Origin of the sequence: Glycomyces luteolus, assembly GCF_027622875.1 — a bacterium.
GTDB lineage: Bacteria > Actinomycetota > Actinomycetes > Mycobacteriales > Micromonosporaceae > Glycomyces > Glycomyces luteolus.
Map to the genome: position 1 here is coordinate 38192 of NZ_JAPZVP010000018.1, position 25239 is coordinate 63430.

Here is a 25239-nt window from a genome sequence, read left to right on the forward strand (position 1 = left end):
CAACGAGACCGCACCTCCGTCCCCCGGGCCGGAGGCCGATCCAGGGAGACGCCCATGACCGATCCGCAACGGTCCCTTGAAAACCTCGCCGCCGTCGTCGAGCAGGCGGCCGGCATGGCGCAGCGCGTCGGCCAGGGCGCGAACGTCCCGCCCGTCGCCGTCCAAGGCTGCGACGGCGGCCTGCGCGTCATCGCCGCCCCGCCCGGCTTCATCAAGGTCGAGATCCGCGACCCGCGCGTCCTCCAGCGCGGCTCCGACGAGGTCTCCCGGGAGATCGGCCGCGCCGCGAACGAGGCGCTGCACCGCCTGCGCCACTCGATGACGACCGCCGCCCCGGTCGACCCCGCGGCCGTAGCCGAGGAGTTCGCGCGCGTCAGCGCCCAAGGCAGGCAGGCGTTCCAGCAGGTGCTCGACTCGGTCATGCGCCTCCAGCACCCGACCGGAACGGCGGCGCCGTGACCGTCGCCAACGACCCCGACACGCTCGACGCCCAAGGGCAGCAGCTCATGGAGCTCGGCGAAGCGGTCGCCGCCTCCGTCGACAGACTCGGCGACAAGGCCGAGAGCGTGCACGGCTGCTTCGGGAACGGCGAGATCGGCCGGCTCATGGAGGAGCACCACGGCGAAGTGCTCAATACCGCCCTGGACGTGCTCTACGTGGCCGCCTACGAAGTCCAGTCCGCCGGAGGCGACCTGAAGGGCTTCGCGCAGCAGTGGCGCGACGCCGACGACGCGGCCAAGAGCGACTTCGGGCGCATCGGCGACGAGATGGGCGGCGGCTGATGACCATCACCCTGCCCGAGGACCTGCGCGGCCTCCTCAGCGAACTCGGATTCGAGTTCCCCACCGCCGACGAAGACAAGATCGCCGAACTCGGCAGCGCCTGGTCGACCCTCGGCCTCGAACTCTCCCTCCACGCCGTCCAGGTCGGCCTCAGCGCCGCCGGCGTCTGGAGCGAGCACAGCGGCAAGGACATCGACGCGTTCAAGACCTGGTGGGAGGGCGAGGACAACCCGCCGAAATCCCTCCCCGAAGGCGCGACCGCCGCCGCCATGACCGGCACGGCCCTGCAGATCTGCGCCAACATCGTCATCGGCCTGAAGATGTACATCATCGCGGAACTCGCGGCCACCGTCTACGCGATCGCCGCCGCTGTCGCCGCGGCGGTCGCGAGCGGCGGCCTCGGCGGTGCAGCCGTCGTCGCCATCAAGCAGGCCGCGAAAGAGGCCATCGGCTGGGCCATCGAAGAGGCCCTCACCCAGATCCTGGAGGGCTGATGAGCGGCAAGCACAACGGCCTCATCAAGAAGGCGCTCGACTTCCTCAAAGAGAAGAAGACCCGCAAGGGCCAGGCGCACCGCATGAACGGCCGGTCGCTCCGGCACCAGATGCGCGGCGAGGTCAAGACCTACAACGTCGCCCGGCGCAACCAGCCGCCCGACTACCAGAAGCGCGGCACCGGCTACCACTACCGGCCCGGCGGCCACGACCTCCCCGGCCGCCGCACCACCATCACCAAGCGGCACCCCAACGGCGTCTACGAGGGGACGCCCGAATTCCAGAACAGCAAGCCGCCGCCCGACTGGGTGCCGAAGAACGGCAACGGCAAGTCCGCGTTCTTCCCCGACAGCTGGGGGCCCCGGAAGGTCGACGACGCCACCTCCTCCGCGTTCAAGAACGGCACGAAGAACGAGGACGGCACCTGGAGCGGCGTATACGACGGCGTCAAGATCAACGGGTTCTGGGACCCGAAGACCGGCAAGATCGGCCACGGATTCCCAGCCTGGGTCGATGAACAATAGCGAAGTAGGGTGACGACATGGACTTCTACGCGAAGCGCGAAGGCGGGATCGGCTACACCGGCCACCGGCCCGACCACGACCGGGAGCTCGGCACCTGGTTGAGCTTCGACCTGGGCCGCAACTACTTCGGCTGCCTCAACGCACTCATGTCCATAGCGGATGTCGAAGCGGGAGAGAAGCAGCGCGAGCACTTCGAAGGCGAAGGCTACGACGTCGAGTTCGCGCCCGACACGGTCACCGTCGCACACCGGTACCTCGACGACCGCGCCACCGCCTACGACTTCGCGGAGGCGAAGGACGCGATCGAAGCCCTCTGGCGGTGCATCATCACCGTCCCCGGCAGCCCGCAAGCGATCCGCGTGCACCGGCCCGACCTGCCCGAACACCTCGCCGACCTCGTGCTCTGGGAAACCCAGTGGCAGCGCAGGCACCCTTACCGGGGACGCATCGAGGGCATCCCCGCCGACGGCCCCGCGTAGACCGCGACCGGAGCGGGAAACGGCGGCGCGGACGGGGTTCTCGCCCCGCCCGCGCCGCCTTGCTCATTCGCTGCGCCCCAATATCGATCAGAGGTCGAAGTGGCACGCCACCTTGTGGCCGCCGGCCGCCTCGCGCCATTCCGGTTCCACCTCGGCGCAGATGTCCTCCGCCCACGGGCAGCGGGTGCGGAAACGGCAGCCCGACGGCGGATTCGCCGGGGACGGCAGGTCGCCCTTGAGGATGATCCGCTCCCGGTTCGCCTCGACCTCCGGATCCGGTTGGGGCACCGCCGAAAGCAGGGCCTTCGTGTACGGGTGACGCGGGCGCTCGTAGATGGTCTCCGAGTCCGCCTCCTCCACGAGCTTGCCGAGATACATGACCCCGACCCGGTCCGAGAGGTGGCGCACCACCGCGAGGTCGTGCGCGATCACGAGATACGTCAGGCCGAACTCGTCCTGGAGCTCGTCGAGCAGGTTCATCACCTGCGCCTGGATCGAGACGTCCAAGGCGCTCACCGGCTCGTCGCACACGATCAGGTCCGGACGCAGCATCAGCGCCCGCGCGATCCCGAGGCGCTGCCGCTGCCCGCCCGAGAACTCGTGCGGGAAGCGCTCCAGCACCGACTTCGGCAGGCCCACCGCGTCGAGCGTCTCGACCGCGAGCTTGCGGCGCTCGGCCTTCGACCCGACCCCGTGGACCTTCAGCGGCTCCGACAAGAGCATGTCCACGTTGTGCCTCGGATTGAGCGAACCGAGCGGGTCCTGGAAGACCATCTGCATCCTGGACCTGAAGCGGCGCAGGCGCTCGCCCTTCATCGCGGTCACTTCTTCACCGCCGAGCCGCACGCGGCCCGCGGTCGGCTCCTCAAGGCGCAGCACGGCCCGGCCGAACGTGGTCTTGCCGCAACCGGATTCACCGACCAGGCCGTACGTGCCGCCCGAGTCGATGCCCAGGCCGACGCCGTCGACGGCCTGGACGTGGCCCACCGTGCGCTCCACGACGATGCCGCGCCGGATCGGGAAGTGGACCTTCAGATCCTCGACCTCGAGCAGCCGCGTGGACGCGGTCGCGGCAGCGGACAGGTCCGGTTCCTCGGTGCGCTGCGCGGGAACGTGCGGCTCCGTTTGCTCAGTGCTCATGCGACCTCCTCGGCCATGACGCAGCGGTGGGCGTGCACGGCCCCGACGAGCGCGGGTTCGCCCTCGACGCAGGGCGCGGCGACGCGGTCGCAGCGGGGCGCGAACGCGCACCCGTCGTGCCAGCGGATCACATCCGCGATCGAACCGCGGATCGGCGTGAGCGGCTCGTGGATCGGCAGGTCCAGCCGCGGAATCGAACCGAGCAGCCCGATCGTGTAAGGGTGCGTGGGCCGCGCGAACAGCTCGCGCACCGGCGCGGACTCGACCACGCGGCCCGAGTAGAGCACGTTCACCTCGTCGCAGATCCCGGCGACCACGCCGAGGTCGTGCGTGATCATGAGCAGCGCCGTGCCCTCGGTCTCCACGAGGTCCTTGAGGAGCTCGAGGATCTGCGCCTGGATCGTGACGTCGAGCGCCGTGGTCGGCTCGTCGGCGATCAACAGCCTTGGGGCGCACGCGACCGCGATCGCGATGAGCACGCGCTGGCGCATGCCGCCCGAGAGCTGGTGCGGGTACTCCTTGAGGCGGCGGGTCGGGTCGGGGATGCCGACGCGGTCGAGCAGGTTCGCGGCCTCCTTCGACGCCTTGTCGCCCTTGAGGCCCCGGTGGCGTTCGAGGACCTCGGTGATCTGCCTGCCGATCGGCACGACCGGGTTGAGGCTCGAGAGCGGGTCCTGGAAGACCATCGCGAGGTCCTTGCCGCGGCGGCGGCGCATCGCGGCGGGTGCGAGCGAGAGCAGGTCGGTGCCGTCGAAGACGGCGCGGCCGTTGACGTCGGCGCCGCCGCGGCTGCGGCCGCCGGAGGCCGCGATCGACTGCGGCGCGGCCGCGGTCGCCTTGAGTCCGCTGCCGACCGGCTCCGATGCCGCGGCCAGCACCGGCTGGCGGGCCTTGCGGCCGCGGCCCTTCGGCAGCAGCCCCATGATCGCCAGGCTCGTCACCGACTTGCCGCAGCCGGACTCGCCCACGAGCCCGACCACTTTGCCTTCCGGGACCGAGAAGGACACGCCGTCGACGGCGGTGGACGCCCCGAAGGCGACCCGCAGGTCTTCGACTTCGAGCAGTGCCATTACTCCTGCCTCCTCAGCCTCGGGTCGAGCGATTCGCGCATGGCCTCGCCCAGGAGGGTGAAGCCGAGCGCCGTGACGATGATGCCGACGGCCGGGTAGATCGCCAGTTGCGGTGCGCCGGAGAGGAACCGCTGCGCGTCGGCGAGCATGGTCCCCCATTCGGCACTGCCCGGGTCGGGGTTGCCGAGGCCCAGGTAGGAGAGCGCGGCGGCCTCGATGATCGCCGTGGCGAGCACGAGCGTCGCCTGGACGATCACCGGGCCGAGCGAGTTCGGCAGGATGTGCGAGACCACGATCCGTCCTTTGGGGACGCCGATTGCGATCGCGGCGAGCACGTAGTCCGAGTGGGCCTGCGCCAGCATCGAACCGCGCAGCAGCCGCGCGAAGATCGGGATCTGCGCGACCCCGACCGCGATCATGACCGTGCGCAGCGACGGGCCCAGCAGGGCCGCGACGCTCAAGGCCAGCAGCAGCATCGGGATCGCCAGCGCGACGTCGACCGCGCGCATGATGACCGCTTCGACGCGTTCGCCCCAGCGGCCGCCGAAGGTGCCCGCGGCGGCGGCGACGCCGCCGATGAACGCTCCGGCGATGAAGCCGATGAAGGTGGCGACGACGCCGACGAGCAGTGTCTGGCGGGCGCCGACGATCATGCGGGAGAACATGTCCCGACCCAGGTGGTCGAGGCCGAACCAGTTCTCCGGGCGCGGCCCGGGGAAGATGTTCTGGTTGAGGAACACCTCGCGGCCCCAGGTCTGCGCCGTCGGGTCGTACGGGGCGACCCAGGGGCCGACGACGGCGACGAGGACGAAGAGGCCGACGATGATCGCGCCGGTGAGCGCCATGGGCGAGTGGCGCATGCGGCGGATCGACTGCCGCCACAGGGAACCGGTCTTGGCGTCCCGGGCGGTGGCCGTGGCCTCGATGAGCCGGTCGAGCTTCTCGATTTTCGCGGTGGTCATTTGCGCACCCGCACTCTCGGGTCGAGCAGGCCGTACGAGAGGTCTACGAGGAGGTTGATGACCACGTAGAACACGGCGATGACGAGGATGAAGCCCATGAGCGCGGGGTAGTCGCGCTCGGTGGTGGCCTGGTAGACGAACGAGCCGATGCCGCCGAACGCGAACACGCTCTCGGTGAGCACGGCGCCCGCGAACAGGCTGCCGAGCAGGAGGCCGATGATCGTGGCGATCGGGAGCATGGCGTTGCGCATGACGTGGCGGCCGCGGACGGTGGAGGGCTTGAGGCCCTTGGCGTCCGCGGTGCGGACGTAGTCCTCGCCGACGACGTCGAGCACGCTCGCGCGGGTGATGCGCACGATGACCGCGAGCGGGATCGAGGAGAGCGCGATGGCGGGCAGGATGAGGTGTTTCACCGCGTCCCAGGCGATGTCGAATTCGCCGGTGATGATCCCGTCGAAGACGCGCAGGCCTGTCACTTCGGTGAAGTCGGCGCCGGCGGTGAGCCGGAACGTGGTCGGCAGCCATCCGAGCTCCTGCGCGAACACCACTTTGAGCATGGCGGCGAGGAAGAAGATCGGGATGCAGGTCCCCAGCAGCGAGCCGGAGACGGTGCCGAAGTCGATCCAGGTGCCGCGGCGCTTGGCCGCGAGGTACCCGAGCGGGATGCCGAGGCCGACGGCGATGAGCATGGCGGCCAAGGAGAGTTCGACGGTGGCGGGCAGGCGTTCGGCGAGCTCGGTCGCGATCGGGCGTCCGCTCGACAGCGAGGAGCCGAAGTCGAGGCGGACGATGCGTCCGAGGAACTCGCCGTACTGGGTCCAGACGGGTTCGTCCAGACCCAGTGCGGCCCGCAGCGCCTCCCGCTGCCGGTCCGTGGCGTTCTCGGGGAGCAGCCGGTTCTCGGGTCCGCCCGGGAGGGCTTTGAACCACGCGAACAGGAGCAGTGAGAGTCCCAAGAGCGCCACGGACAACTGCAGGAGGCGCTTAACGGTGTAGCGCAGCATATTCGGCTGTAATCGTTCCGATTAGGAGGCGGTGGTGAAGTAGACCTGCGAGAAGTCCTCCCGCGTGAGCGGGGAGACGTCCGGCGGGTACACGTTGGGAGCGAACGCGATCGACGGCGGCGAGGACGAGATCGGCAGGCCCGGCAGCTCTTCCATCACGGCCTCGTTCGCGGCCTTCCACAGTTCGACGCGCTTGGCCTCGTCGGGCTCGGTGTTCGCCGCGGCGATCGAGTCGAAGACCTCGGGGTTGTTGAAGCCCCATTCGGTGGACTCGGTGGCGAACCAGGTGCCGAGGAAGTTGTACGGGTCGGCGAAGTCGCCGGTCCAGCCGAGCAGGTACAGCGGGCATTCGCCGGAGCGGGTGGTCGGGATGTAGTCGACCCACGTGATCGGCTTGGCCTCCACCGTGACTCCCGCGTTCTGCAGGTCGGAGGAGATCATGTCGAAGATGTCCTTCGGCGCCGGCATGTACGGCCGGGTGACGTCGGTCGGGTAGCAGAAGGTGATGGTGAGGTCTTCCGCGCCCGCGTCGGCGAGCATCTGCTTGGCCTTCTCGGCGTCGTAGTCGTAGGTGGCGACGTCCTCGGAGTAGCCCTCGAGGCTCGGCGGGATGAACTGCGTGGCGACCATGCCGCCGGCCGGGAGCACCGAGTTGACGATGCGTTCGCGGTCGATGGCGTAGGAGAGGGCCTCGCGGACGGCGTGGTCATCGAGCGGCGAGTGGCTCTGCGTGTACGCGAGGTACAGCAGGTTGAAGACGCCGCGGACGGGGACCTGGTAGCCGGCCTCGATGAGCGCCTGCGCGTCGGCGGGGGCGGCGAGGTCGTAGCCGTGGATGTCCCCGGCTTCGAGGGCCTGGCGGCGGGCGGTCTCGTCGGAGATGGTCTTGAAGATGACCGTCTTGACCTTGGCGGGCTCGCCGAAGTAGTCGTCGTTGCGGGTGAGGACGACCTCCTGCGAGCTGTGGTCCCAGTTCTCGAGCTTGTAGGGCCCGGTGCCGGCGAGGGTGCCGACGGTCTGGGTGTACTCCGGCAGCGGCGAGTCGGCCGTGGGGATCGCGGCGTCGGCGACGGCGTCGATCGAGGCCGGGCTGATGATCGAGAGCGATTCGAGGGTGAACGCGCCCGGGAAGCTGGAGGTGTACTTGCTCAGGCTGATGGTCGCGTCGAGGCCGTCTGCGGTGCAGCCCTTGTAGATCGACTCGGTCTCGATGCCCATGGCCGGGTCGTTCTCGGCGAAGCCGCCGAACACCGACGAGTAGTAGTAGGTGAAGTTCGGGGACTGGTAGCCGCCCTTGAAGTTCGCCCAGCGCTCGAAGTTCTTGCACACGGCGGCGCCGTCGAGGACTTCACCGTCGTGGAAGGTCACGCCCTCGCGCAGGTGGAACGTCCACTCCGTGCCTTCCTCGTTCTGCTCGTAGGACTCTGCGAGACCGGGGACGGTGTCGGTGCAGTCGGCGTCGAGGAGCGTGTCGAAGACCTGGCGGTTGACGCGGAAGGTCTCGCCGTCGGAGGCGAGGATCGGGTCCAGGCTGGTCGGGTCGCCGGGGGTGCCGAAGACGAACGGCTGCGATTCGTTCGCGGCCGTGTCCGCGGCCGGTTCGCCGTCGGTGCGCTCAGGGCACGAGAAGTCGAAGTCCTCGGCGGTGTCGGCGTCGCCGCCGGCGTCGCCGTCGGATCCACAGGCGGTGAACAGGCCCAATGCCATTGCGGCGCCTGCCGCTGCGGCCAAGGCGCGCCTGGTTGGGGAAGGTGGCGTACGCATAGGTTGTCTCACCTGTCGTCGTTGGGTATTCGGAGGTAGAGACAGCCTAAGTCCAGGTGAGTTACACCACTGTTAAGCGTTATGTGATCGTGACCGTTTCGGCGAATATTGTTACCCAAATCGTAAGGATCGCACCGAAGTGCATTCCGTTGCGGCACAAGGGAACTGAAAATCGGCGCGCCTGAGGCGCCGTCACGGAAAAGAATCCTGTCAATTACAGTCCGCAGTGCCCCAACGGATCCGGGTTCGCGCTAGTCGACGTCCCGGCGGCCCGAGAACGCCCGGCCGAGCGTCACCTCGTCCGCGTACTCGAGGTCGCCGCCGACGGGCAGCCCGCTCGCGAGCCGGGTCACCTTGAACCCCATGGGTTTGATGAGCATCGCCAGGTACGTGGCGGTCGCCTCACCCTCCGTGTTCGGGTCCGTGGCGAGGATGAGCTCTTTGGTCTCTCCTGATTGGAGGCGGATCATGAGCTGGCGGATCCGCAGGTCGTCCGGGCCGATGCCCTCGAGCGGATTGATCGCACCGCCGAGCACGTGGTACCGGCCGCGGAACTCGCCGGTGCGCTCGATCGCCAGCACGTCCTTGGGCTCCTCGACCACGCAGATGAGCGCCTCGGACCGGCGCGGGTCGCGGCAGATGCCGCACTGCTCCGCCTCGGTCACGTTCCCGCAGATCTCGCAGAAGCGGACCTGGGCCTTGACGCGCTCGAGCGCCGACGTCAGGCGCTCGACGTCCGCGCTCTCGGAGGCGAGCAGGTGGAAGGCGAGCCGCTGGGCGCTCTTCGGCCCGATGCCCGGGAGCTGCCCCAGCTCTTCGATGAGGTCGCCCAAAGCCCCGTCGTACAAGGATCTCTCTTTTCCTGCGGCTCGTTCACGGTCAGTGCGGTGGTGGCGCGGTCGCGCCGAAGGGTTGCGGCCCTGAGACTTACATGCCGGGGAGGCCGAGGCCGCCCGACATGCCGCCGAGGGCGTCGCCGAACGGGCCCATCTTCTCGGCCGCCAGGCGCTTGGCGTCAGTGTTGGCGGCCTGGACCGCGGCGAGGATGAGGTCCTCGAGGGTCTCGACGTCCTCGGGGTCGACGGCCTTCGGGTCGATCTTGACGCCCTTCAGCTCGCCGTCGCCGCTGACCGTGGCGCTCACGAGTCCGCCCCCGGCCGAAGCCGTGACCTCGGACTCGGCCAGCTCGGCCTGGGCCTGCATCATGTCGGCCTGCATCTGCTGCGCCTGCTGCAGCATCTTCTGCAGGTCGCCTCCTGCGAACATGTCCATGTCACTCCTCCGGCTCCGGGTCTCCCAGGTGTCCCGCCAGCCTAACCGCCCGACCCGACACACCGCCCCCAAGCCGCCGGGGGCACCGGATCGAGCCACACCGGCTCCGCGAGGAGTTCCGGGGCTAGACGCCGATCTTCTTGGCGCCGAAGGCGGTGGTCAGGAGTTTCACGGCCTGCTCTTCGCTGGTGCCGAAGCCGCCGGGGGCGACCGGGTCGTCGGGGCTCGGTTCGTCGTAGTCGTCCGCCGGGGGCTCCTCGAAGGACTCCGCGGCGGGCGCGGGGGCCTGGCGGGACGGGACGGTCTGCGGCCGCGCACTGGGTGCGGCGGGCGCGGGGGTTCTGGGCGCCGGACTAGGCGCCGCTCCCGTCCCCGCTTTTGGGAGGCTCGCTGCCTCCCCCACCTCGCACCGGATCTTCCAGCTGCCGCCGAGCACCTCGTTGAAGACGCCCACGACGATGCCGTACGCGGGTTCCTTCTGCAGGTTCTCGGCGTGGAAGGCGTGCTTGAACGCGAGCACCACCTCTTTGTCGGTGGCGTCCGCGATCGTCGCGTCCTGCAGCAGCGCCGCGGTGGTGCGCTTCTTGTCCTTGACCGCCATCATGATCCGGTCCCACTGGCGCCGGATCGACGCCGCGGTCACGCCGCCGCCGTCGTACGCGGGCTCGTAGGCCGGGGCCGCCGGTTCGGCCGCCGGGACGGGTTCGGCGTCGGCACGGGTGTCGGCGGCCCAGTCGTCAGCGGGGGCCGCGACCGGTTCCGGCGCGGCCGTCGGCTGCGGCGGGTTCGCTTGCGGGGCTTCGTCTTCCCAGGGCGGGACGGCGGCCGCCTGGCTCGGCGGGGCGGGTGCGGCGGTCGCCGGGGCCGGCGCGGCTTCGGCTGCCGGGGTCGGCGCGGGGACTTCGGCGGACCGCGCCAGCGCGGCGCGCGCCGCTGCGGCGCCGCTCGGGGCTTCGCGTGCGGCGAACGCGGCTCCGGCCGCGCGCTGCTCGAGGGTCTCGAGGCGCTGCGTGAGTCCGGCCATCGATTCGTCCGAACCGGGCAGGATCGCGCGGACGCAGGCGAGTTCGAGGAGGAGGCGCGGGGCGGTGGCGCCGCGCATGCCTGCGAGCCCGGCGGCGATGACCTCGGCCATGCGGGTGAGCGTGGAGGTGCCCATGCGGGTGGCCTGGCTGGTCATCTTGGCGAGCTGGTCGGCGGGCGCGTCGACGAGGCCCGAGGAGCCCGCGTCGGGAACCTGGTGGAGGACGATGAGGTCGCGGAGGCGTTCGAGGAGGTCGCCCGCGAAGCGCCGGGGGTCGTGGCCGCCCTCGACGACGCGTTCGACCACTTCCATGACGGCGCGGCCGTCGGCGGCGGCGAAGGCCTCGCACATCTCGTCGAGGAGTCCCGCGTCGGTGACGCCGAGGAGCCCGGCGGCCCTTTCATAGGTGACGCCTTCGGGTCCGGCCCCGGCGATGAGCTGGTCGAGGACGGAGAGGGTGTCGCGGGCGGAACCGCCGCCGGCGCGGACGACGAGGGGGAGCACGTCGTCGGCGACGTTCGCGCCCTCTTCGTCGCAGAGCTTGCGGCAGAGCTCGCGCATGGCGGGCGGGGCGATGAGCCGGAACGGGTAGTGGTGGGTGCGCGAGCGGATGGTCGGGAGGACCTTGTCCGGTTCGGTGGTCGCGAAGATGAAGAGGACGTACTCGGGGGGTTCTTCGACGAGTTTGAGGAGGGCGTTGAAGCCCGCGGCGGTGACCATGTGGGCTTCGTCGATGATGTAGATCTTGAACCGCGAGTCGACGGGGGCGAAGACGGCGCGTTCGCGCAGTTCACGGGCGTCGTCGACACCGCCGTGGCTGGCGGCGTCGATCTCGATGACGTCGACCGAGCCGTGCCCGTCGGCGGCGAGCGCCTTGCAGGAGCGGCACTCGCCGCAGGGCTCGGGGGTGGGGCCCTGGGCGCAGTTGAGGGAGCGGGCGAGGATGCGGGCCGAGGAGGTCTTGCCGCAGCCGCGGGGTCCGGAGAAGAGGTAGGCGTGGTTGAGGCGCCCGGCGCGGATGGCGTTGATGAGCGGCTCGGTGACGTGCTCTTGGCCTACGACCTCGGCGAAGGTCTGCGGCCGGTATTTGCGGTACAGCGCGAGTGCCACGTCATCCTCCTGCTGGCCGGGGCTCTTCCGTTCCTGCCAGGGTACGGCCTGGGTCCGACATCCGGCGGCGCGACCGGTGGAGTTGGTGCGGGCGGCACAGCGGGGGCCGCCGGGTGACGTCCGGTGTCGCGAACTCACCGATTTCGGGCGTCGGAGGGGTGGCCTCGCTCACGTGCAAGCGGTATCCTCTAACGTACCAACGCATTTAAACGTTTCAATTTAAGGAGTTCCCCCTTGCGCACTCCCGCTCCACCCCGCCAGAGGCGAAGCCTGACGCGATGGCTCGCCGCGGCCGTCGTCACCGTCTGCACCGCCGCGGGCCTCACCGCCTTCACCGCCGCTCCGGCCGCCGCCGTCGAGACCAACACCTGGTACCGGATCGTCAACGACTACTCCGGCCTCGCCGTCAGCATCGAGGGCGGTTCCACCACCGCGGGCGCGAAATCCGTGCTCGCCACCGCATCCAGTGCCACGAACCAGCAGTTCCGCTTCGTGGACTCCGGCGGCGGCTACTACCGGATCCAAGCCCGGCACTCGAATCAGGTACTCGACGTCTACGCCAAGTCCACCGCCAACGGCGCCGACATCGTCCAGTGGTCCGACAACAACGGCACCAACCAGCAGTGGCAGGTCAACACCCAGTCCGACGGCAGCGTCGAACTCGTGAACCGCAACTCCGGCAAGGCCCTCGACAACTGGGAGCGGGCCACCAGCGCGGGCAGCCGCGTCTCGCAGTACACCCGGAACAACGAAGAGACGCAGCACTGGAAGCTCGTGCCGGTCGGCTCGACCGGCGCGTCCGGGAACGGCTCCCTCACCGACGCGAACGTCCAGTTCTACGGGCGCTGGGACCGGGACAACGCCACCTGGTACCAGATGGGCTGGGCCGGCGGCTACGTCGAGACCGCCTTCAGCGGCTCCTCGATCGGCGTGAAACTCCGGAACACCATCGACATGTGGTACTCGATCGACGGCGGCGCCGAGACGTGGATGCGCGCGGTCTCGGGCAACGTCACCGTCAGGAGCGGCCTCAGCGGCACCCACACGATCCGCATCGGCTTCCGCGAGCGCGCCGGCTCCTACACCGGCGACCCGTCCTTCGGCGGCTTCATCCTCGCCTCCGGCGGCGCGACCAGCTCCACGGTGCGCCCGGACAAGCACATCGAGTTCATCGGCGACTCGATCACCGTCGGCCAGCCGAACGCGAACCGTCCCTTCTCGACGTACGCGTGGAACTCGGCCGAAGCGCTCGGCGCCTCACACATGCAGGTCGCCGAGGGCGGCGCGTGCGTCTCGACCACCGACTGCCGCGGCATGGTCGACTGGTTCCTGCGCACCACCAACCAGGACGCCAACGACATGTGGGAGTTCAACACCTACGAGACCGACCTGGTCGTCATCAACCTGGGCACCAACAACAAGGTGTCGGCCGCGCAGTTCCAGGCCGACTACATCCTGCTGCTGCAACGGGTCCGCCAGTCGTACCCGAACGCGGAGATCCTCGCGATGGGGGTCTTCCGCGAGCGGCTGCTCACGGAGGTCCAGAACGCCGTCGCCAACCGCAACAACGCGGGTGACTCGAAGGTCCACTACGTCGACACCCGCGGCTGGGTCGACCCGGCCACCGACACCAGCGACAACGTGCACCCCCACGACGCCGGCCACGCGAAGATCGCGGGCCTGCTGACGCCGATCCTCGACCGGTACATCTAGGAACGCCGGCAAGACGTGGTGCCCGGCTCGGTCGAGCCGGGCACCGCTGTTTCCATTCCTATTGGGCCGCAAGGGCTTCCGTCGGCGCGAGCCGGGACGCCCGGATCGCCGGGTAGAGCCCCGCGGCCGCGCCGATGAACAGCGTCGCCCCCACACCGCCCGCGCTCGCCCAGTACGGCACCACCGCGGGCCAGCCCTGCGAAGACGCGTACCCCGCGGTCACCACGGTGCCGATGAGCACCCCGCCCAGGCCGCCCAGTGCACTGAGCAGCAGCGACTCCGCGAGGAACTGCGTCCGGATCTGGCCCCGCGTCGCACCGAGCGACCGCCGCAACCCGATCTCGCTGCGCCGCTCCAGCACCGAGATCACCATCGTGTTCGCGACCCCGACCCCGCCGACGAGCAGCGCCACCGCGCCGAGCCCCAGCAGCATCCCGGTGAACGCGCTGTCCACGGCCTGCTGCGCCTCGAGGGCGTCAGAGGGACGCGACACCGACATCTCATCGGGCGCCGAGGGGTCGGCGGTCGCGGCCAGAACGTTCGCCACGTCGAGCACGTACGCGTCCTCAGCGCGGGTGTACACCGTGGTCGCGTGTCCGTCGAACCCGAGATACGCCGCCGCCGACTCCCAGCCGATGAGCGCCGTCAAGTCGAGCTCCGGAGCGAGCACCACCGGCTCGAGGACTCCCGCGACCGAGAACCACTGCCCTCCAATGTAGATGTCGACACCCGCGCCCGTGATCCCCAACTGCTCGGCGGCGCTCGCACCGAGCACCACCGCCGGGTACTGGGACGTAGCCTCGTTCAGCCACACCCCGTCCGCGAGGTCCGCGCCCACGGTGTCGAGCATCGCGAGCTCGGCCGCGCACACGGTCATCCCGCCGCTCTGCCCCTCGGGAATCCGGTCGTTGCGGTACACGTTCGCATCCGGCACCTGCCCGACCGCCGCGACCTGCGTGACCGGCGCGATCCGGCCGATCATCGACACCGCCTCGTACGGCAGCACCCCGACCTCGCCGCTCATCATCGACGTGCCCGGCGAGACCGTCAGCAGGTTCGTGCCGAGCGCGGCCAGCTGCCGGTCGAGCTCGGCCCGGCTCGACGACGAGATCCCGACGACCGCGATCATCGCCGCGATCCCGATCGCGATCCCCAACGCCGACAACCAGGCCCGCAAAGGCCGGGTCCGCAGGCCGGTGGCCCCGACCCTGAGCACGTCCCCCGGCCGCATCCTGGCAGCCCGCAGCGACTTCGCCGAAGGCTCCGCCGGACCGGGCGGCCGCAGCGACCGCATCCGACGAGCACCCTTCGGCGGCTTCGCGGGCGCTCGGGTCGCAGCCGGGCCTGTGTCAGGCTCCGGCACAGGTGCCGTCGCGGCGGTGCTCTGCGCCGACCCGGTCGGGCCACCCGTCGACGCTGTGTCCGGTCGCCGCGCGGAGGTCGGCGGGGGCGGCCAGCTGACCGGCGGCGGCCCTTCGCCGCGCCCGGAACCTCCTGGAGGCGTGTCCATTCAGACCACCTCCCCGTCCCGCATCGCGACCTGCCGCGGCAGCGACCCCGCGATGTCCTGGTCATGCGTGATCACCACCACGGTGGTACCGGCCTCATGCAACTCGTGCAGCAGCGCCATCACACCCGAACCGGACACCGAATCGAGATTCCCGGTCGGCTCGTCCGCCAGCAGCACCGCCGGCCCACCCACGATCGCCCGCGCCACCGCCACCCGCTGCCGCTCACCGCCCGAGAGCTCGTTCGGCAAGTGGTCCAGGCGATGCGCCAGCCCGACCTTCTCCAAAGCCTCGGCGGCACGCGCCCGCCGATCCGGTCCGCGCCGCCCGGAATAGAGCAGCCCGTCAGCGACATTGTCGAGCACCTGCTGCCCCACCGCCAGATGGAACTGCTGGAACACGAACCCGATCCTGGTGGCGCGCAGCGCCGACAACTGCTTGTCGCGCAACCGCGCCACATCGAACCCGTCGATCCGCACCGTGCCCTCGCTCGGCCGGTCGAGCGTCCCGATCAGATGCAGCATCGTCGACTTCCCCGAACCCGACGGGCCGACGATCGCGCACATCTCCCCCGCGTCGATCCGCAGCGAGACGCCGCGCAGCGCCCGCACCCCGCCCGGATACGTCTTCGAGACCCCCTCGAGTTCGACCACCGGCCGCGGCCCGGCGGGCGCACCCGCCTCGGCCGCCCCGGCCAGCGCGCTCATGACGGCACCACCACGGCCATGCCCGCCTCCAGGCCCTCGCCGCTCACTTCCACAGAGCCGTCGGCGAACAGGCCCGTGTCGACAGCGATCACCTCCGTGGTGTCGCCGTTCGCGATCTCGAGGCCGTACCCGCCCTCGCCGAGGCCCAGCAAGGCCTCGACCGGGACCGTGAGCACGTCCTCGGCGGTGTCACCGGCGAACCCGACGTCCACCGCGGCCTGGTCGAGCCCGTCGAACACCGCCGGGTCGTCCGCGGCCACCGTCACCTCCAGATACGTGGTCGACTCGGTGCCGCTCTGCGTGTCCTCCTCGCTCACCAGGGTCGCCGAGTCCGCGATCGTCCCGGTCGACTCGGTGCCGTCGGGGAGGGTGATCGCGACGGCCTCGCCGACGGTGACCAGGGCCTGGTCCTCCAGCTCGACCTCCACCGTGACGACCTTGTCGAGACCCGTGTAGTCCAGGACGGGCGAGCCCGGCTGAGCCGGATCCCCCAGCTCGACTCCCACCGCGTCGATCCGCACTGCACTTGGGGCGTAGGCGATCTGACCGAGTTCGACCATGCCGGTCTCGGTCAGGCCGAGATCGTCCTGCCACTCCTCCACCGCCTCGGCGGTCGCATCCGTGTACTCATCGTCCACAGTGAACCCTTCATAGCCGAGCTTCGACAGGTTCTTCTCGAACTGCTCCACATCGGCGCCCTCAGCGCCCGGCGTCAGGGACCGGTAGGCCGGCAGGCTCCCGTACAGGAGCGTCACCGGCTTGTCGTCGACCGCGAACAGCTCACCGCCGCGCTCGATCACGTCCCCCGCCTTCGGCAGAGCCGTATACGTGCCGCTGAGCAGGCAGTCGAGCCCGATCACCTCGCCGTAGCCGAGATCGCCGGAGACGGTGACGGTCTCGGTGAGCGTCTGCCGCACCACCTCGGCGGTCGCCGGAGTCTCCTGCGCCGCACCGGCTTCGGCCTCCTCGAAGAACGTGCGCGGATCGAACCCGAGCGCGGCCGCGGTCGCACCGGCGGCCGCGACCACGACGGCCGTCACGGCCACGACCTTCCCGGCACCGCCCTTGCGGCGCTTGCGGGACATCACTCGTCCTCGCTGTCGTTGCCGGGCTCGTCAGGACCTTCGGGCCGCAGGTCGGCGCACGCCTTGTCGGCGGCCTGGAACTCCTCGCTCTCGGGGTCGAAGCCCATCTCGCCGTTCATGATGATGCCGCCGTTGGGCTCCGGGTCCGGGAACTCGGTGATGCCGTTCTCCCGCATGCACTCCGAATAGTCGAGCAGCGCCTCGTAGATCTCCGGGTCGAGCGTCGCGTCCTCACCGGGCCCGGGCATCATGTCCTCGCAGGCCTCCTCGGCGGCCTTGAAGTCCTCGTCCTCCGGGTCGACGCCCTCGGGCAGGGACAGGCCCACGCCGCCGCTGCCGTTCTCCTCAGGGTCCGGGAAATCCGCGATGCCGTTGTCCCGCATGCACTCCGAATAGGCCAGCGCCTGCTCGAAGCCGTCCAGCTCCTCCGCCTCCTCCGCGGAGGCGGACTCGGTGGCGGTGCCGTCGGCGCTGGCGACGCCGCCGCCGTCGTCGTTGTCGGAGCAGGCCGTCGCCGAGAGGGCCAGCAGCCCCAAGAGGAGCGCGATCGTGTGTCGCCGCATGGAAGTTCGTCCTTTCCTCGCCGGCGGGGAGGTCCCGGCGGCAGCATCAGTACAGTCGCGGCGGCGTTGCCCGGCCGTAAGCCGAAACGGCAAGGCCGCGGCAATGCCGCCGCCCGGTCGGGCCCGCCCTCCAGGGCCCCGCGCGTCTGGCGGCGGCCAGGGCGAGCAGTACGAGGAGGCCGGGGATCGCGCTCCGCGGCATGGGTCGTGCGCCGCTCCGGGGCGGCCGGGCTCGCCCCGGTCGCGCTTCGAGTGGAGCGGGCCGGGCGTTGCCCCGCTGTCGGCCGGATCGGCAACGCCGCGGCAACGCCGCGCAGGCGAAGATGGGGAGATGAGAATCCTGGTGGTGGAGGACGAGCCGCTGCTCGCCGATGCCGTGGCCGAATGGCTGCGCGGCGAGGCGCACGCGGTCGACATCGCGCTCGACGGCGCGGCGGCCCTGGAGCGGTTCGGCGTCAACGACTACGACGTGGTCGTCCTCGACCGCGACCTGCCGGGAGTGCACGGCGACCGGGTCTGCCGCGCCATCGCCGCCGAGCACGGCGACACGCGGGTGCTCATGCTCACGGCCGCCTCGGACATCGACGACCGCGTCACCGGGCTCTCGCTCGGCGCGGACGACTACCTGCCGAAGCCGTTCGCGTTCCGGGAGCTCGCCGCGCGGGTGGCCGCCCTCGGCCGCCGGGCCCGGCCCGCCGCGCCGCCGGTGCTCGAACGCTCCGGGATCAGCCTCGACACGCACCTGCACCAGGTGTTTCGCGACGGACGGTACGTCCCGTTGTCCCGCAAGGAGTTCGCGGTCCTCGCCGAGCTGCTGCGCGCCGACGGCGCTCCCGTCTCCGCCGAGCAGCTCCTGGAGAAGGCCTGGGACGAGCACACCGATCCGTTCACGCAGGCCGTGCGCATGACCATCCTCAAGCTCAGGCGCAAACTCGGCGACCCGCCGGTGGTCCTGACCGAACCCGGAGTGGGGTACCGAATCGCATGAGGCGCCGTTTCCGACTGACGCTCCGGGCCCGGCTGACGCTCGTCTACGGCGGGCTGTTCATCGCCGGTGGCGTGCTGCTCCTGATGCTCACGTACAGCATGGTGGAACGGGGCATCCCCGACGAGCAGCAGATCGTCCAAGGCATGCAGAGCAACAGCGAGTCCGCGGCCCCGCCCGTCCCCGGGGACTCGCTCGGCGCGACCCAGGACTTCAAGATCCTCGTCACCGGCGAGGTGTGGGCGGAAGCGCTCGACACCATCAGCAACGAGGGTCCTCAGGCGCTCCTGCTGGTCAGCCTCGGCACGATCGCCATCGGATGGTTCGCGGCGGGGCGGATGCTCCGGCCGCTGCAGCGCATCACCGACACCGCCGCCGAGATCGCCGAATCGCCCGCAGCCGACAAGGGCCTGCACCGGCGCATCAAGATCAGCGGCCCTCGCGACGAACTCCGCGAGCTCTCCGAGACCTTCAACCGGATGCTCGAGCGCCTCGACCAGTCCTTCGACGGCCAGCGCACGTTCATCTCCAACGCCTCCCACGAGCTGCGCACCCCGCTGACCGTGACCCGGGCGCTCCTCGAAGTGGCCGTGCACCGCCAGGACGCCTCTGCGGACGTGCGGCTGCTGGGCGAGACCCTCCTGGAGGTGAACTCCCGCCACGAGCGGCTCATCGAAGGCCTGCTGCTCCTTATGCGCTCGGACCGCGAACTCGCCGAGCGCGCCTATGTGGACCTCTCTGATGTGGCCGAGTACGTGGTCGCCCAGACCCCTTCGGGCGAGGTCACCGTGACGGCCGACTGCGAGGAGGCCCCGGCCCGGGGCGAGCCGGTCCTCTTGGAGCGCCTGGCCCAGAACCTCGTCGAGAACGCGATCCGCTACAACACCGTTGAGCACGGCTGGGTGACCGTCACGACTTGCCGCGACGGCGACCTCGCGGTCCTGGAGGTCGCCAACTCGGGGCCGGTGGTCCCCGCCTTCGAGGTGGAGGGCCTCTTCGAGCCCTTCCGCCGCTTCGGCACCGAACGCCTCGCCACCGCCTCCAAGGGCGCCGGCCTCGGCCTCTCGATCGTCAGGGCCGTCGCCAAGGCCCACGGCGGCGAAGCGACGGCCGCGGCCCGCCCGGACGGCGGCCTGGTCGTGACGGTGCGTCTCCCGGCGGCGGGCGACTGAACCAGGAAACGAAAAAGACCCCGGGAGACCGGGGTCTTTCTGCTGGAGCCGCCTAACGGAATCGAACCGTTGACCTTGTTATTACGAGTAACACGCTCTACCGACTGAGCTAAGGCGGCGGGGTCCCTCACACACCCGACAGAGCTCGCTTATCCTTGCTGCCTTCCGGCCCTGGGGAGGTTCACAAGATGACGCCGCATGAGGGACGGGCGAAAGTCTACCCCACGCCACCGCCGTCCCCGAACCGGGCGAGCCATCTCCGTAGCCGAAGTCACCACTCTGCCGAACGGGGATGTCGTACCCGGATGGGGCTCTGGGCGGATCGGGGGCGCCCGCGCGCGGCACACCCGGCCCCGGGGGCACCGGCCCATCCGCTTTCCAAGCGTGCGCAATGCAACGCAGGTCACCCTGTTCAACCCGGTTGGAGGCGGCACCGGTCGTCCGGTAAGCTCTCTCGCGGAGGATTCGCATAGTGGCCTAGTGCGCACGCTTGGAAAGCGTGTTGAGTGAAAGCTCTCAGGGGTTCGAATCCCCTATCCTCCGCCACGAAGAGGCGAGGTCTTGAGCAGGGCCTCCGCCGCAGGCGAGAAGAAGGAAGCCGGAGCAGGCGCTCCGGCTTTTTTCATGCCCTGAATCGGGGCGGGAGACCGGCCTTCGACCGGGCACGTGAAAGGGGCGGGACCTCGCGGTCCCGCCCCTGTTCGCTCTGTCGGCCTCCGCGGCTAAGCGGCGCCGCCCTGGCCCACCTGGCCGCCTCGCGGCCCGGCTCCCGGGCTCTTCGGCGGCATCGTGCCAGTGCCCGCTCCCGGGCTCTTGGGAGCCCGCTCGCCGGCCAGCTCGGCCGGAGGCGTGTCCGGCACGCCCGCGGGCTTGTCGGCGCCCCTGAACGTCAGGTGCGTCTTCTCGACGTCCTTCGGGTCGCCGTCGACGTCCACGATGACGATCTGGCCGGGCGTGAACTCGTTGAAGAGGATCTTCTCCGAGAGCGTGTCCTCGATCTCGCGCTGGATCGTGCGACGCAGCGGCCGCGCGCCCATGACCGGGTCGTAGCCCTTGTGGCCCAGGTACAGCTTCGCGTTGTCCGTGAGCTCCAGGGCCATGTCGCGGTTGGCGAGCTGGTCCTCGATGCGCTTGACCATCAGGTCGACGATCGCGACGATCGCCTCCTGCGTGTGCTTCGGGAACACGATGGTGTCGTCGATGCGGTTCAGGAACTCGGGGCGGAAGTGGTTCTTCAGCTCCTCCGAGACCTTCTCCTTCATCCGGTCGTAGTCGCCGCCCTCGGACGCGTCGGCCTGGAAGCCCAGCGACACGGCCTTGCCGACGTCCTTCGTACCGAGGTTGGTGGTCAGGATCAGCACCGTGTTCTTGAAGTCGACGATGCGGCCCTGGCCGTCGGTCAGACGACCGTCCTCGAGGATCTGCAGGAGCGTGTTGAACACGTCCGGGTGGGCCTTCTCGATCTCGTCGAACAGGACCACGCTGAACGGCTTCCTGCGGACCTTCTCGGTGAGCTGCCCGCCCTCGTCGTAGCCGACGTAGCCGGGAGGCGCACCGACGAGGCGCGAGACCGTGTAGCGGTCGTGGAACTCGGACATGTCCAGCTGGATCAGCGAGTCCTCGGAGCCGAACAGGAACTCCGCGAGCGCCTTCGCCAGCTCGGTCTTACCCACACCGGACGGGCCGGCGAAGATGAACGAGCCGGACGGCCGCTTCGGGTCCTTGAGCCCGGCGCGGGTGCGGCGGATCGCCTTGGAGACGGCCTTGACGGCGTCCTCCTGGCCGATGATCCGCTTGTGGATCTCCTCCTCCATGCGCAGCAGGCGGGAGGTCTCCTCCTCGGTCAGCTTGTAGACCGGGATGCCGGTCCAGTTCGCGAGGACCTCGGAGATCATCTCCTCGTCGACCTCGGTGACCTGGTCCAGGTCGCCGGCCTTCCACTCCTGCTCGCGCTTGGCGCGCTTCTCGTGGAGGCGCTTCTCGGTGTCGCGCAGGCGCGCGGCGGCCTCGAAGTCCTGGGCGTCGATCGCCGACTCCTTCTGGCGTCGGGTCTCGGCGATCTCCTCGTCGATCTCGCGGAGGTCCGGCGGTGCGGTCATCCGGCGGATGCGCATGCGCGCGCCCGCCTCGTCGATGAGGTCGATGGCCTTGTCCGGCAGGAACCGGTCCGAGATGTAGCGGTCCGCGAGCGTCGCGGCCTGCACCAGGGCGCCGTCCGTGATGGAGACGCGGTGGTGGGCCTCGTAGCGGTCGCGCAGGCCCTTGAGGATCTCGATGGTGTGCGCCAGGGACGGCTCGGCCACCTGGATCGGCTGGAAGCGGCGCTCCAGGGCGGCGTCCTTCTCGAGGTACTTGCGGTACTCGTCGAGGGTGGTCGCACCGATGGTCTGCAGCTCGCCGCGGGCCAGCATCGGCTTGAGGATCGAGGCCGCGTCGATCGCGCCCTCGGCGGCCCCTGCGCCGACGAGCGTGTGGATCTCGTCGATGAACAGGATGATGTCGCCGCGGGTCTTGATCTCCTTGAGGACCTTCTTCAGGCGCTCTTCGAAGTCGCCGCGGTAGCGGGAGCCGGCCACGAGCGCGCCCAGGTCAAGCGTGTACAGCTGCTTGTCCTTGAGCGTCTCGGGGACCTCGCCCTTGGTGATCGCCTGCGCGAGGCCCTCGACGGCGGCGGTCTTGCCGACGCCGGGCTCGCCGATGAGCACCGGGTTGTTCTTGGTGCGGCGGGACAGGACCTGCATGACGCGTTCGATCTCGCGCTGGCGCCCGATCACGGGGTCCAGCTTGCCGTCGCGCGCGGCTTGCGTGAGGTTGCGGCCGAACTGGTCGAGCACGAGCGAACCGGACTGCTGGGCCTCCTGGGAGGTGCCGCCGGCGGTCGCGCCGGCGGGCTCCTTGCCCTGGTAGCCGGAGAGCAGCTGCAGCACCTGCTGGCGGACGCGGTTGAGGTCCGCGCCGAGCTTGATGAGGACCTGGGCGGCGACGCCCTCGCCCTCGCGGATCAGGCCGAGCAGGATGTGCTCGGTGCCGATGTAGTTGTGGCCCAGCTGCAGCGCTTCGCGCAGGCTCAGCTCGAGCACCTTCTTCGCCCGCGGGGTGAAGGGGATGTGCCCGGACGGGGCCTGCTGGCCCTGGCCGATGATCTCCTCGACCTGCTGGCGGACGCCTTCCAAGGAAATGCCCAGGCTCTCCAGGGCCTTCGCCGCCACGCCCTCGCCCTCGTGGATGAGGCCGAGCAGGATGTGTTCCGTGCCGATGTAGTTGTGGTTGAGCATCCTGGCTTCTTCTTGAGCCAAGACGACCACGCGTCGGGCACGGTCCGTAAACCGTTCAAACATGCGCTTCTGCTCCTCGCGTCCGCCGCTACTTGTCGTCGTTACTGGTCGTGGCTTGCAAAACCCTGTGGGTACACCTTATCTCCCGGGTCCGCGGACGACGGGTGCCACGTGGGTGACAACAAGCGTGCCTCTTAGACCATTCCCGGTGATAACAGGTTCGCTGTGAGCGCAATACCCGTCGGCCCGCCGCGGCAATCCAATGGTGCCCGACGGGTATGACACTTCGGCCGACTCCGCGCCCAACGGGGGACGAACTGCACCCGCCGTCCGCGCAAAGCGGCGCCTTCGTTCGCCGACGCGAAATACCCGCCCTCCAGGGGAGAGCGGGCATCGAAGTCGGTCGCGAGGCTGCCTGACTAGTTGTGCGCGGCGTTGTATTCCTCGACGATCGCCTGCGGGATGCGTCCACGGGGCGAGACGCGCTTCCCGCTGCGCTCGGCCCACTCGCGGATGGCCTTGTTCTGCTCGCGGTCCACGGTCTGGCGGCGCGGGGCGACGGCGCCGCGGACCGGGCCGCGGGGGGCGCCCAGGCTGTAACGCCCGAGTCGGGTGCCGGCTTCCTGGAACTTTTCCAAGGCGTCGCGCAGTTCCTTGGCGTGGCCCGCCGAGAGGTCGATCTCGTAGGCCTGTCCGTCGATAGCGAATTTGACGGTCTCCTCAGCCTTGCTGCCGTCGATATCGTCGATCAGGATGACCTGTGTCTTCTTCGCCATGGCAAATTCCTCTCGAACTGTAGCGACTACCGCTGCCGGGACAACCGTCTTGCTAGTGCCAGAGCATATACGAGTCCATTAGCGAAGGGAAAGAGGGTGGGCGCATCTATTTGTGAATGCGTCGCTACCGTCCAGGTCACCTGGCGACTTGAATGCGTCCATGTCTCCCGGGTCCGGGCGAAAAGGGACCGCGCCGGAGGGGAGCCCCATGAATAGGGGGACCTTCTGGCGCGGTTCCTTTGGCTTTCCTATTCGGGTTTCACCAGCGGGAAGAGGATGGTCTCTCGGATACCGAGTCCGGTGAGCGCCATAAGCAACCGGTCGATTCCCATCCCCATCCCGCACAGCGGCGGGAGGCCGTACTCCATCGCTCGCAGGAAGTCCTCGTCGACGGTCATCGCCTCGTCGTCGCCCTTCGCGGCCAGTCTGGCCTGGGCCTCCAGGCGCTCGCGCTGGATCACCGGGTCGATGAGCTCCGAATAGCCGGTGGCGAGTTCGAAGCCGCGCACGTACAGGTCCCATTTCTCGGTGAGGCCGGGAGTGGTGCGGTGACCGCGGGTGAGCGGGGAGGTCTCCTCCGGGTAGTCGAAGACGAAGGTCGGTTCGATGATGTGGTCGGAGACCAGCAGCTCGAACAATTCCTCCGCGAGTTTCCCGGCACCCCACTTGGGGTCGACGCCGAGTTCGACTTTCTCGGCGTAAGCGCGCAGCGTCTCCAGCGGCGTGTCGACGGTCACTGTTTCTCCGAGCGCTTCGGAAAGGGACCCGAAGAGGGTGATCTCGGCCCACTCGCCGCCGAGATCGTACTGGGTGCCGTCCGCGAGTTCCACGGTCTCGGTCCCGAACGCCGAACGCGCCGCGCCTTGAATGAGCGACTTGGTGAGCCCGGCGATCGTGCGGTAGTCGCCGTAGGCCTGATAGGCCTCCAGCATCGCGAACTCCGGGGAATGCGACGAGTCGGCGCCCTCGTTGCGGAAGTTCCGGTTGATCTCGAATACGCGGTCGATGCCGCCGACGACGCACCTTTTCAGATAGAGCTCGGGGGCGATGCGCATGTACAGGTCCATGTCGTACGCGTTCATGTGCGTCACGAACGGCCGCGCGGTCGCCCCGCCCGGCTGCACCTGCATCATCGGGGTCTCGACCTCGACGAAGTCGCGGTCGTCGAGCTGCTCGCGCAGAGAGCGCACGACCTTCGCGCGGTTGCGCGCGTTCGCGCGGGCCTCCGGGCGGACGATGAGGTCGACGTAGCGCTGGCGCACGCGCGTCTCCTCCGCGAGCGGCTTGTGGGCCACGGGCAGGGGGCGCAGGGCCTTGCTGGTGATCTCGAAGGAGTCGGCCATGACCGACAGCTCGCCGCGCTTGGAGGTGATGACCTCGCCCGTGACGCCGATGTGGTCACCGATGTCGGCCAGGCGCTTCCAGTCGGCGAGGCGCTCCTCGCCGACCTTGCCCTGGGAGAGCATCACCTGGAACTCGGTGCCGTCGCCGTCGCGCAGGCGCGCGAAGCAGAGCTTCCCGGCCGTGCGCACGAAGATCACCCGCCCGGTGGTGCTGACGGTGACGCCTGAGGACTCGCCGTCGGCGAGGCCCGCGAACTGCTCGCGCAGTTCGGCCAGCGCGTGGGTGCGCGGGTAGCCGAGCGCGTAGGGCTCCTTGCCTTCCGCGAGGAGGGCGGCGCGCTTCTCGCGCCGGATCAGCATCTGCTCGGGAAGGTCGTCGGCGCTGTCGGTGTACTGCTCGTGCTCGGTCACGCCTCCAAGGGTAAATGTCGCCGCCGCGCCGCAGCATGCGAGTTTCCCCTCATCGCGCCGGGTCACACCGCCCTCG

General features: G+C 69.7%; 22 protein-coding genes, 2 tRNA genes, 1 other RNA gene and 1 pseudogene. 9 read left to right on the forward strand and 17 right to left on the reverse strand.

Going from position 1 to position 25239, the window contains the following annotated elements:
* Positions 1-54 precede the first annotated feature (54 nt).
* Genes O1R50_RS20240 through O1R50_RS20260 form a run of 5 tightly spaced genes read left to right on the forward strand, consistent with a single transcriptional unit; the run spans position 55 to position 2279 of the window.
* The gene (locus O1R50_RS20240; RefSeq protein ID WP_270111999.1) at positions 55-459 is read left to right on the forward strand and encodes a hypothetical protein; all 405 of its coding nucleotides are present in this window, start codon (positions 55-57) and stop codon (positions 457-459) included.
* On the forward strand, positions 456-782 hold the full coding sequence (locus O1R50_RS20245) for a hypothetical protein (RefSeq protein WP_270112000.1): 327 nt from the start codon (positions 456-458) through the stop codon (positions 780-782). The genes O1R50_RS20240 and O1R50_RS20245 overlap by 4 nt, the downstream gene beginning before the upstream one ends.
* Positions 782-1276, forward strand: coding sequence for a WXG100-like domain-containing protein (locus tag O1R50_RS20250; protein ID WP_270112001.1), 495 nt, complete (start codon positions 782-784; stop codon positions 1274-1276). The genes O1R50_RS20245 and O1R50_RS20250 overlap by 1 nt, the downstream gene beginning before the upstream one ends.
* A complete protein-coding gene (locus O1R50_RS20255; protein ID WP_270112002.1) occupies positions 1276-1800 on the forward strand; it encodes an EndoU domain-containing protein in 525 nt (174 codons plus the stop codon). Before O1R50_RS20250 ends, O1R50_RS20255 begins: the two co-directional genes overlap by 1 nt.
* A 17-nt stretch (positions 1801-1817) precedes the next feature.
* Positions 1818-2279, forward strand: a complete 462-nt coding sequence (locus O1R50_RS20260) for a hypothetical protein (protein ID WP_270112003.1) — start codon at positions 1818-1820, stop codon at positions 2277-2279.
* Positions 2280-2366: 87 nt separating this feature from the next.
* Here the strand turns inward: O1R50_RS20260 and O1R50_RS20265 are convergent, their stop codons facing one another.
* The 8 genes from O1R50_RS20265 to O1R50_RS20300 form a co-directional block, all read right to left on the reverse strand.
* On the reverse strand, positions 2367-3419 hold the full coding sequence (locus tag O1R50_RS20265) for an ABC transporter ATP-binding protein (RefSeq protein ID WP_270112004.1): 1053 nt from the start codon (positions 3417-3419) through the stop codon (positions 2367-2369).
* The gene (locus O1R50_RS20270; protein WP_270112005.1) at positions 3416-4489 is read right to left on the reverse strand and encodes an ABC transporter ATP-binding protein; all 1074 of its coding nucleotides are present in this window, start codon (positions 4487-4489) and stop codon (positions 3416-3418) included. Before O1R50_RS20270 ends, O1R50_RS20265 begins: the two co-directional genes overlap by 4 nt.
* Positions 4489-5451, reverse strand: a complete 963-nt coding sequence (locus tag O1R50_RS20275) for an ABC transporter permease (RefSeq protein ID WP_270112006.1) — start codon at positions 5449-5451, stop codon at positions 4489-4491. The genes O1R50_RS20270 and O1R50_RS20275 overlap by 1 nt, the downstream gene beginning before the upstream one ends.
* Positions 5448-6455: an ABC transporter permease gene (locus tag O1R50_RS20280; RefSeq protein ID WP_270112007.1), complete on the reverse strand. Its 1008-nt coding sequence runs from the start codon at positions 6453-6455 to the stop codon at positions 5448-5450. Before O1R50_RS20280 ends, O1R50_RS20275 begins: the two co-directional genes overlap by 4 nt.
* Positions 6456-6476: 21 nt before the next feature.
* Entirely contained in the window at positions 6477-8162 is a 1686-nt protein-coding gene (locus tag O1R50_RS20285; RefSeq protein ID WP_270112008.1) for an ABC transporter substrate-binding protein, read from the reverse strand.
* A 308-nt stretch (positions 8163-8470) separates the two neighbouring features.
* Positions 8471-9067: a recombination mediator RecR gene (recR, locus tag O1R50_RS20290; RefSeq protein WP_205326139.1), complete on the reverse strand. Its 597-nt coding sequence runs from the start codon at positions 9065-9067 to the stop codon at positions 8471-8473.
* A gap of 79 nt (positions 9068-9146) precedes the next feature.
* Positions 9147-9485: a YbaB/EbfC family nucleoid-associated protein gene (locus tag O1R50_RS20295; protein ID WP_408612762.1), complete on the reverse strand. Its 339-nt coding sequence runs from the start codon at positions 9483-9485 to the stop codon at positions 9147-9149.
* Positions 9486-9615: 130 nt separating this feature from the next.
* The gene (locus tag O1R50_RS20300) at positions 9616-11625 is read right to left on the reverse strand and encodes a DNA polymerase III subunit gamma and tau (RefSeq protein WP_270112011.1); all 2010 of its coding nucleotides are present in this window, start codon (positions 11623-11625) and stop codon (positions 9616-9618) included.
* 234 nt (positions 11626-11859) lie between these two features.
* On the opposite strand from O1R50_RS20300, the gene O1R50_RS20305 reads away from it, so the two are divergent.
* Positions 11860-13338 (forward strand): RICIN domain-containing protein, encoded by a 1479-nt coding sequence (locus O1R50_RS20305; protein ID WP_270112012.1) that lies wholly within the window; start codon positions 11860-11862, stop codon positions 13336-13338.
* Between the two features lie 58 nt (positions 13339-13396).
* Here the strand turns inward: O1R50_RS20305 and O1R50_RS20310 are convergent, their stop codons facing one another.
* The 4 genes from O1R50_RS20310 to O1R50_RS20325 form a co-directional block, all read right to left on the reverse strand.
* Positions 13397-14632 carry an ABC transporter permease gene (locus O1R50_RS20310; protein ID WP_408612761.1) on the reverse strand — a complete coding sequence of 412 codons (1236 nt, stop codon included), beginning with the start codon at positions 14630-14632 and terminating at the stop codon, positions 13397-13399.
* 216 nt (positions 14633-14848) lie between these two features.
* On the reverse strand, positions 14849-15553 hold the full coding sequence (locus O1R50_RS20315) for an ABC transporter ATP-binding protein (protein WP_270112014.1): 705 nt from the start codon (positions 15551-15553) through the stop codon (positions 14849-14851).
* The gene (locus tag O1R50_RS20320) at positions 15550-16638 is read right to left on the reverse strand and encodes a peptidoglycan-binding protein (protein ID WP_270112015.1); all 1089 of its coding nucleotides are present in this window, start codon (positions 16636-16638) and stop codon (positions 15550-15552) included. Before O1R50_RS20320 ends, O1R50_RS20315 begins: the two co-directional genes overlap by 4 nt.
* Complete coding sequence (locus tag O1R50_RS20325) at positions 16638-17201, reverse strand: hypothetical protein (RefSeq protein ID WP_270112016.1); 564 nt, start codon at positions 17199-17201, stop codon at positions 16638-16640. The genes O1R50_RS20320 and O1R50_RS20325 overlap by 1 nt, the downstream gene beginning before the upstream one ends.
* A 331-nt stretch (positions 17202-17532) precedes the next feature.
* On the opposite strand from O1R50_RS20325, the gene O1R50_RS20330 reads away from it, so the two are divergent.
* Positions 17533-18189 (forward strand): response regulator transcription factor, encoded by a 657-nt coding sequence (locus tag O1R50_RS20330; RefSeq protein ID WP_270112017.1) that lies wholly within the window; start codon positions 17533-17535, stop codon positions 18187-18189.
* Positions 18186-19358: a sensor histidine kinase gene (locus O1R50_RS20335; protein WP_270112018.1), complete on the forward strand. Its 1173-nt coding sequence runs from the start codon at positions 18186-18188 to the stop codon at positions 19356-19358. The genes O1R50_RS20330 and O1R50_RS20335 overlap by 4 nt, the downstream gene beginning before the upstream one ends.
* Positions 19359-19401: 43 nt before the next feature.
* On the opposite strand, the gene O1R50_RS20340 is transcribed toward O1R50_RS20335, so the two are convergent.
* Together O1R50_RS20340 and ffs are read right to left on the reverse strand one after the other, a co-directional pair.
* Positions 19402-19477 (reverse strand) — tRNA-Thr (locus O1R50_RS20340).
* An RNA gene (gene ffs / locus O1R50_RS20345) (signal recognition particle sRNA small type) lies at positions 19475-19568 on the reverse strand. Before ffs ends, O1R50_RS20340 begins: the two co-directional genes overlap by 3 nt.
* A gap of 248 nt (positions 19569-19816) precedes the next feature.
* Here ffs and O1R50_RS20350 point away from each other — a divergent pair.
* A tRNA-Ser gene (locus tag O1R50_RS20350) sits at positions 19817-19904 on the forward strand.
* Positions 19905-20185: 281 nt separating this feature from the next.
* Here O1R50_RS20350 and O1R50_RS20355 read toward each other — a convergent pair.
* The 3 genes and pseudogenes from O1R50_RS20355 to lysS form a co-directional block, all read right to left on the reverse strand.
* A pseudogene (locus O1R50_RS20355) lies at positions 20186-22696 on the reverse strand (ATP-dependent Clp protease ATP-binding subunit); the annotation flags it as partial.
* A 356-nt stretch (positions 22697-23052) separates the two neighbouring features.
* Positions 23053-23409, reverse strand: a complete 357-nt coding sequence (locus O1R50_RS20360; protein ID WP_208498769.1) for a histone-like nucleoid-structuring protein Lsr2 — start codon at positions 23407-23409, stop codon at positions 23053-23055.
* A 248-nt stretch (positions 23410-23657) separates the two neighbouring features.
* Positions 23658-25112 (reverse strand): lysine--tRNA ligase, encoded by a 1455-nt coding sequence (gene lysS, locus O1R50_RS20365; protein ID WP_408612763.1) that lies wholly within the window; start codon positions 25110-25112, stop codon positions 23658-23660.
* Positions 25113-25239 lie beyond the last annotated feature (127 nt).

Excerpts from the sequence above, each read along its gene's own strand:
- O1R50_RS20240 (WP_270111999.1), top strand. The coding sequence starts at position 55 with ATGACCGATCCGCAACGGTCCCTTGAAAACCTCGCCGCCGTCGTCGAG.
- O1R50_RS20250 (WP_270112001.1), top strand. The coding sequence starts at position 782 with ATGACCATCACCCTGCCCGAGGACCTGCGCGGCCTCCTCAGCGAACTC.
- O1R50_RS20255 (WP_270112002.1), top strand. The coding sequence starts at position 1,276 with ATGAGCGGCAAGCACAACGGCCTCATCAAGAAGGCGCTCGACTTCCTC.
- O1R50_RS20260 (WP_270112003.1), top strand. The coding sequence starts at position 1,818 with ATGGACTTCTACGCGAAGCGCGAAGGCGGGATCGGCTACACCGGCCAC.
- O1R50_RS20265 (WP_270112004.1), bottom strand. The coding sequence starts at position 3,419 with ATGAGCACTGAGCAAACGGAGCCGCACGTTCCCGCGCAGCGCACCGAG.
- O1R50_RS20270 (WP_270112005.1), bottom strand. The coding sequence starts at position 4,489 with ATGGCACTGCTCGAAGTCGAAGACCTGCGGGTCGCCTTCGGGGCGTCC.
- O1R50_RS20275 (WP_270112006.1), bottom strand. The coding sequence starts at position 5,451 with ATGACCACCGCGAAAATCGAGAAGCTCGACCGGCTCATCGAGGCCACG.
- O1R50_RS20280 (WP_270112007.1), bottom strand. The coding sequence starts at position 6,455 with ATGCTGCGCTACACCGTTAAGCGCCTCCTGCAGTTGTCCGTGGCGCTC.
- O1R50_RS20285 (WP_270112008.1), bottom strand. The coding sequence starts at position 8,162 with ATGGCATTGGGCCTGTTCACCGCCTGTGGATCCGACGGCGACGCCGGC.
- O1R50_RS20295 (WP_408612762.1), bottom strand. The coding sequence starts at position 9,485 with ATGTTCGCAGGAGGCGACCTGCAGAAGATGCTGCAGCAGGCGCAGCAG.
- O1R50_RS20310 (WP_408612761.1), bottom strand. The coding sequence starts at position 14,632 with ATGCGGTCGCTGCGGCCGCCCGGTCCGGCGGAGCCTTCGGCGAAGTCG.
- O1R50_RS20315 (WP_270112014.1), bottom strand. The coding sequence starts at position 15,553 with ATGAGCGCGCTGGCCGGGGCGGCCGAGGCGGGTGCGCCCGCCGGGCCG.
- O1R50_RS20320 (WP_270112015.1), bottom strand. The coding sequence starts at position 16,638 with ATGTCCCGCAAGCGCCGCAAGGGCGGTGCCGGGAAGGTCGTGGCCGTG.
- O1R50_RS20325 (WP_270112016.1), bottom strand. The coding sequence starts at position 17,201 with ATGCGGCGACACACGATCGCGCTCCTCTTGGGGCTGCTGGCCCTCTCG.
- O1R50_RS20330 (WP_270112017.1), top strand. The coding sequence starts at position 17,533 with ATGAGAATCCTGGTGGTGGAGGACGAGCCGCTGCTCGCCGATGCCGTG.
- O1R50_RS20335 (WP_270112018.1), top strand. The coding sequence starts at position 18,186 with ATGAGGCGCCGTTTCCGACTGACGCTCCGGGCCCGGCTGACGCTCGTC.
- O1R50_RS20360 (WP_208498769.1), bottom strand. The coding sequence starts at position 23,409 with ATGGCGAAGAAGACACAGGTCATCCTGATCGACGATATCGACGGCAGC.
- lysS (WP_408612763.1), bottom strand. The coding sequence starts at position 25,112 with ATGCTGATCCGGCGCGAGAAGCGCGCCGCCCTCCTCGCGGAAGGCAAG.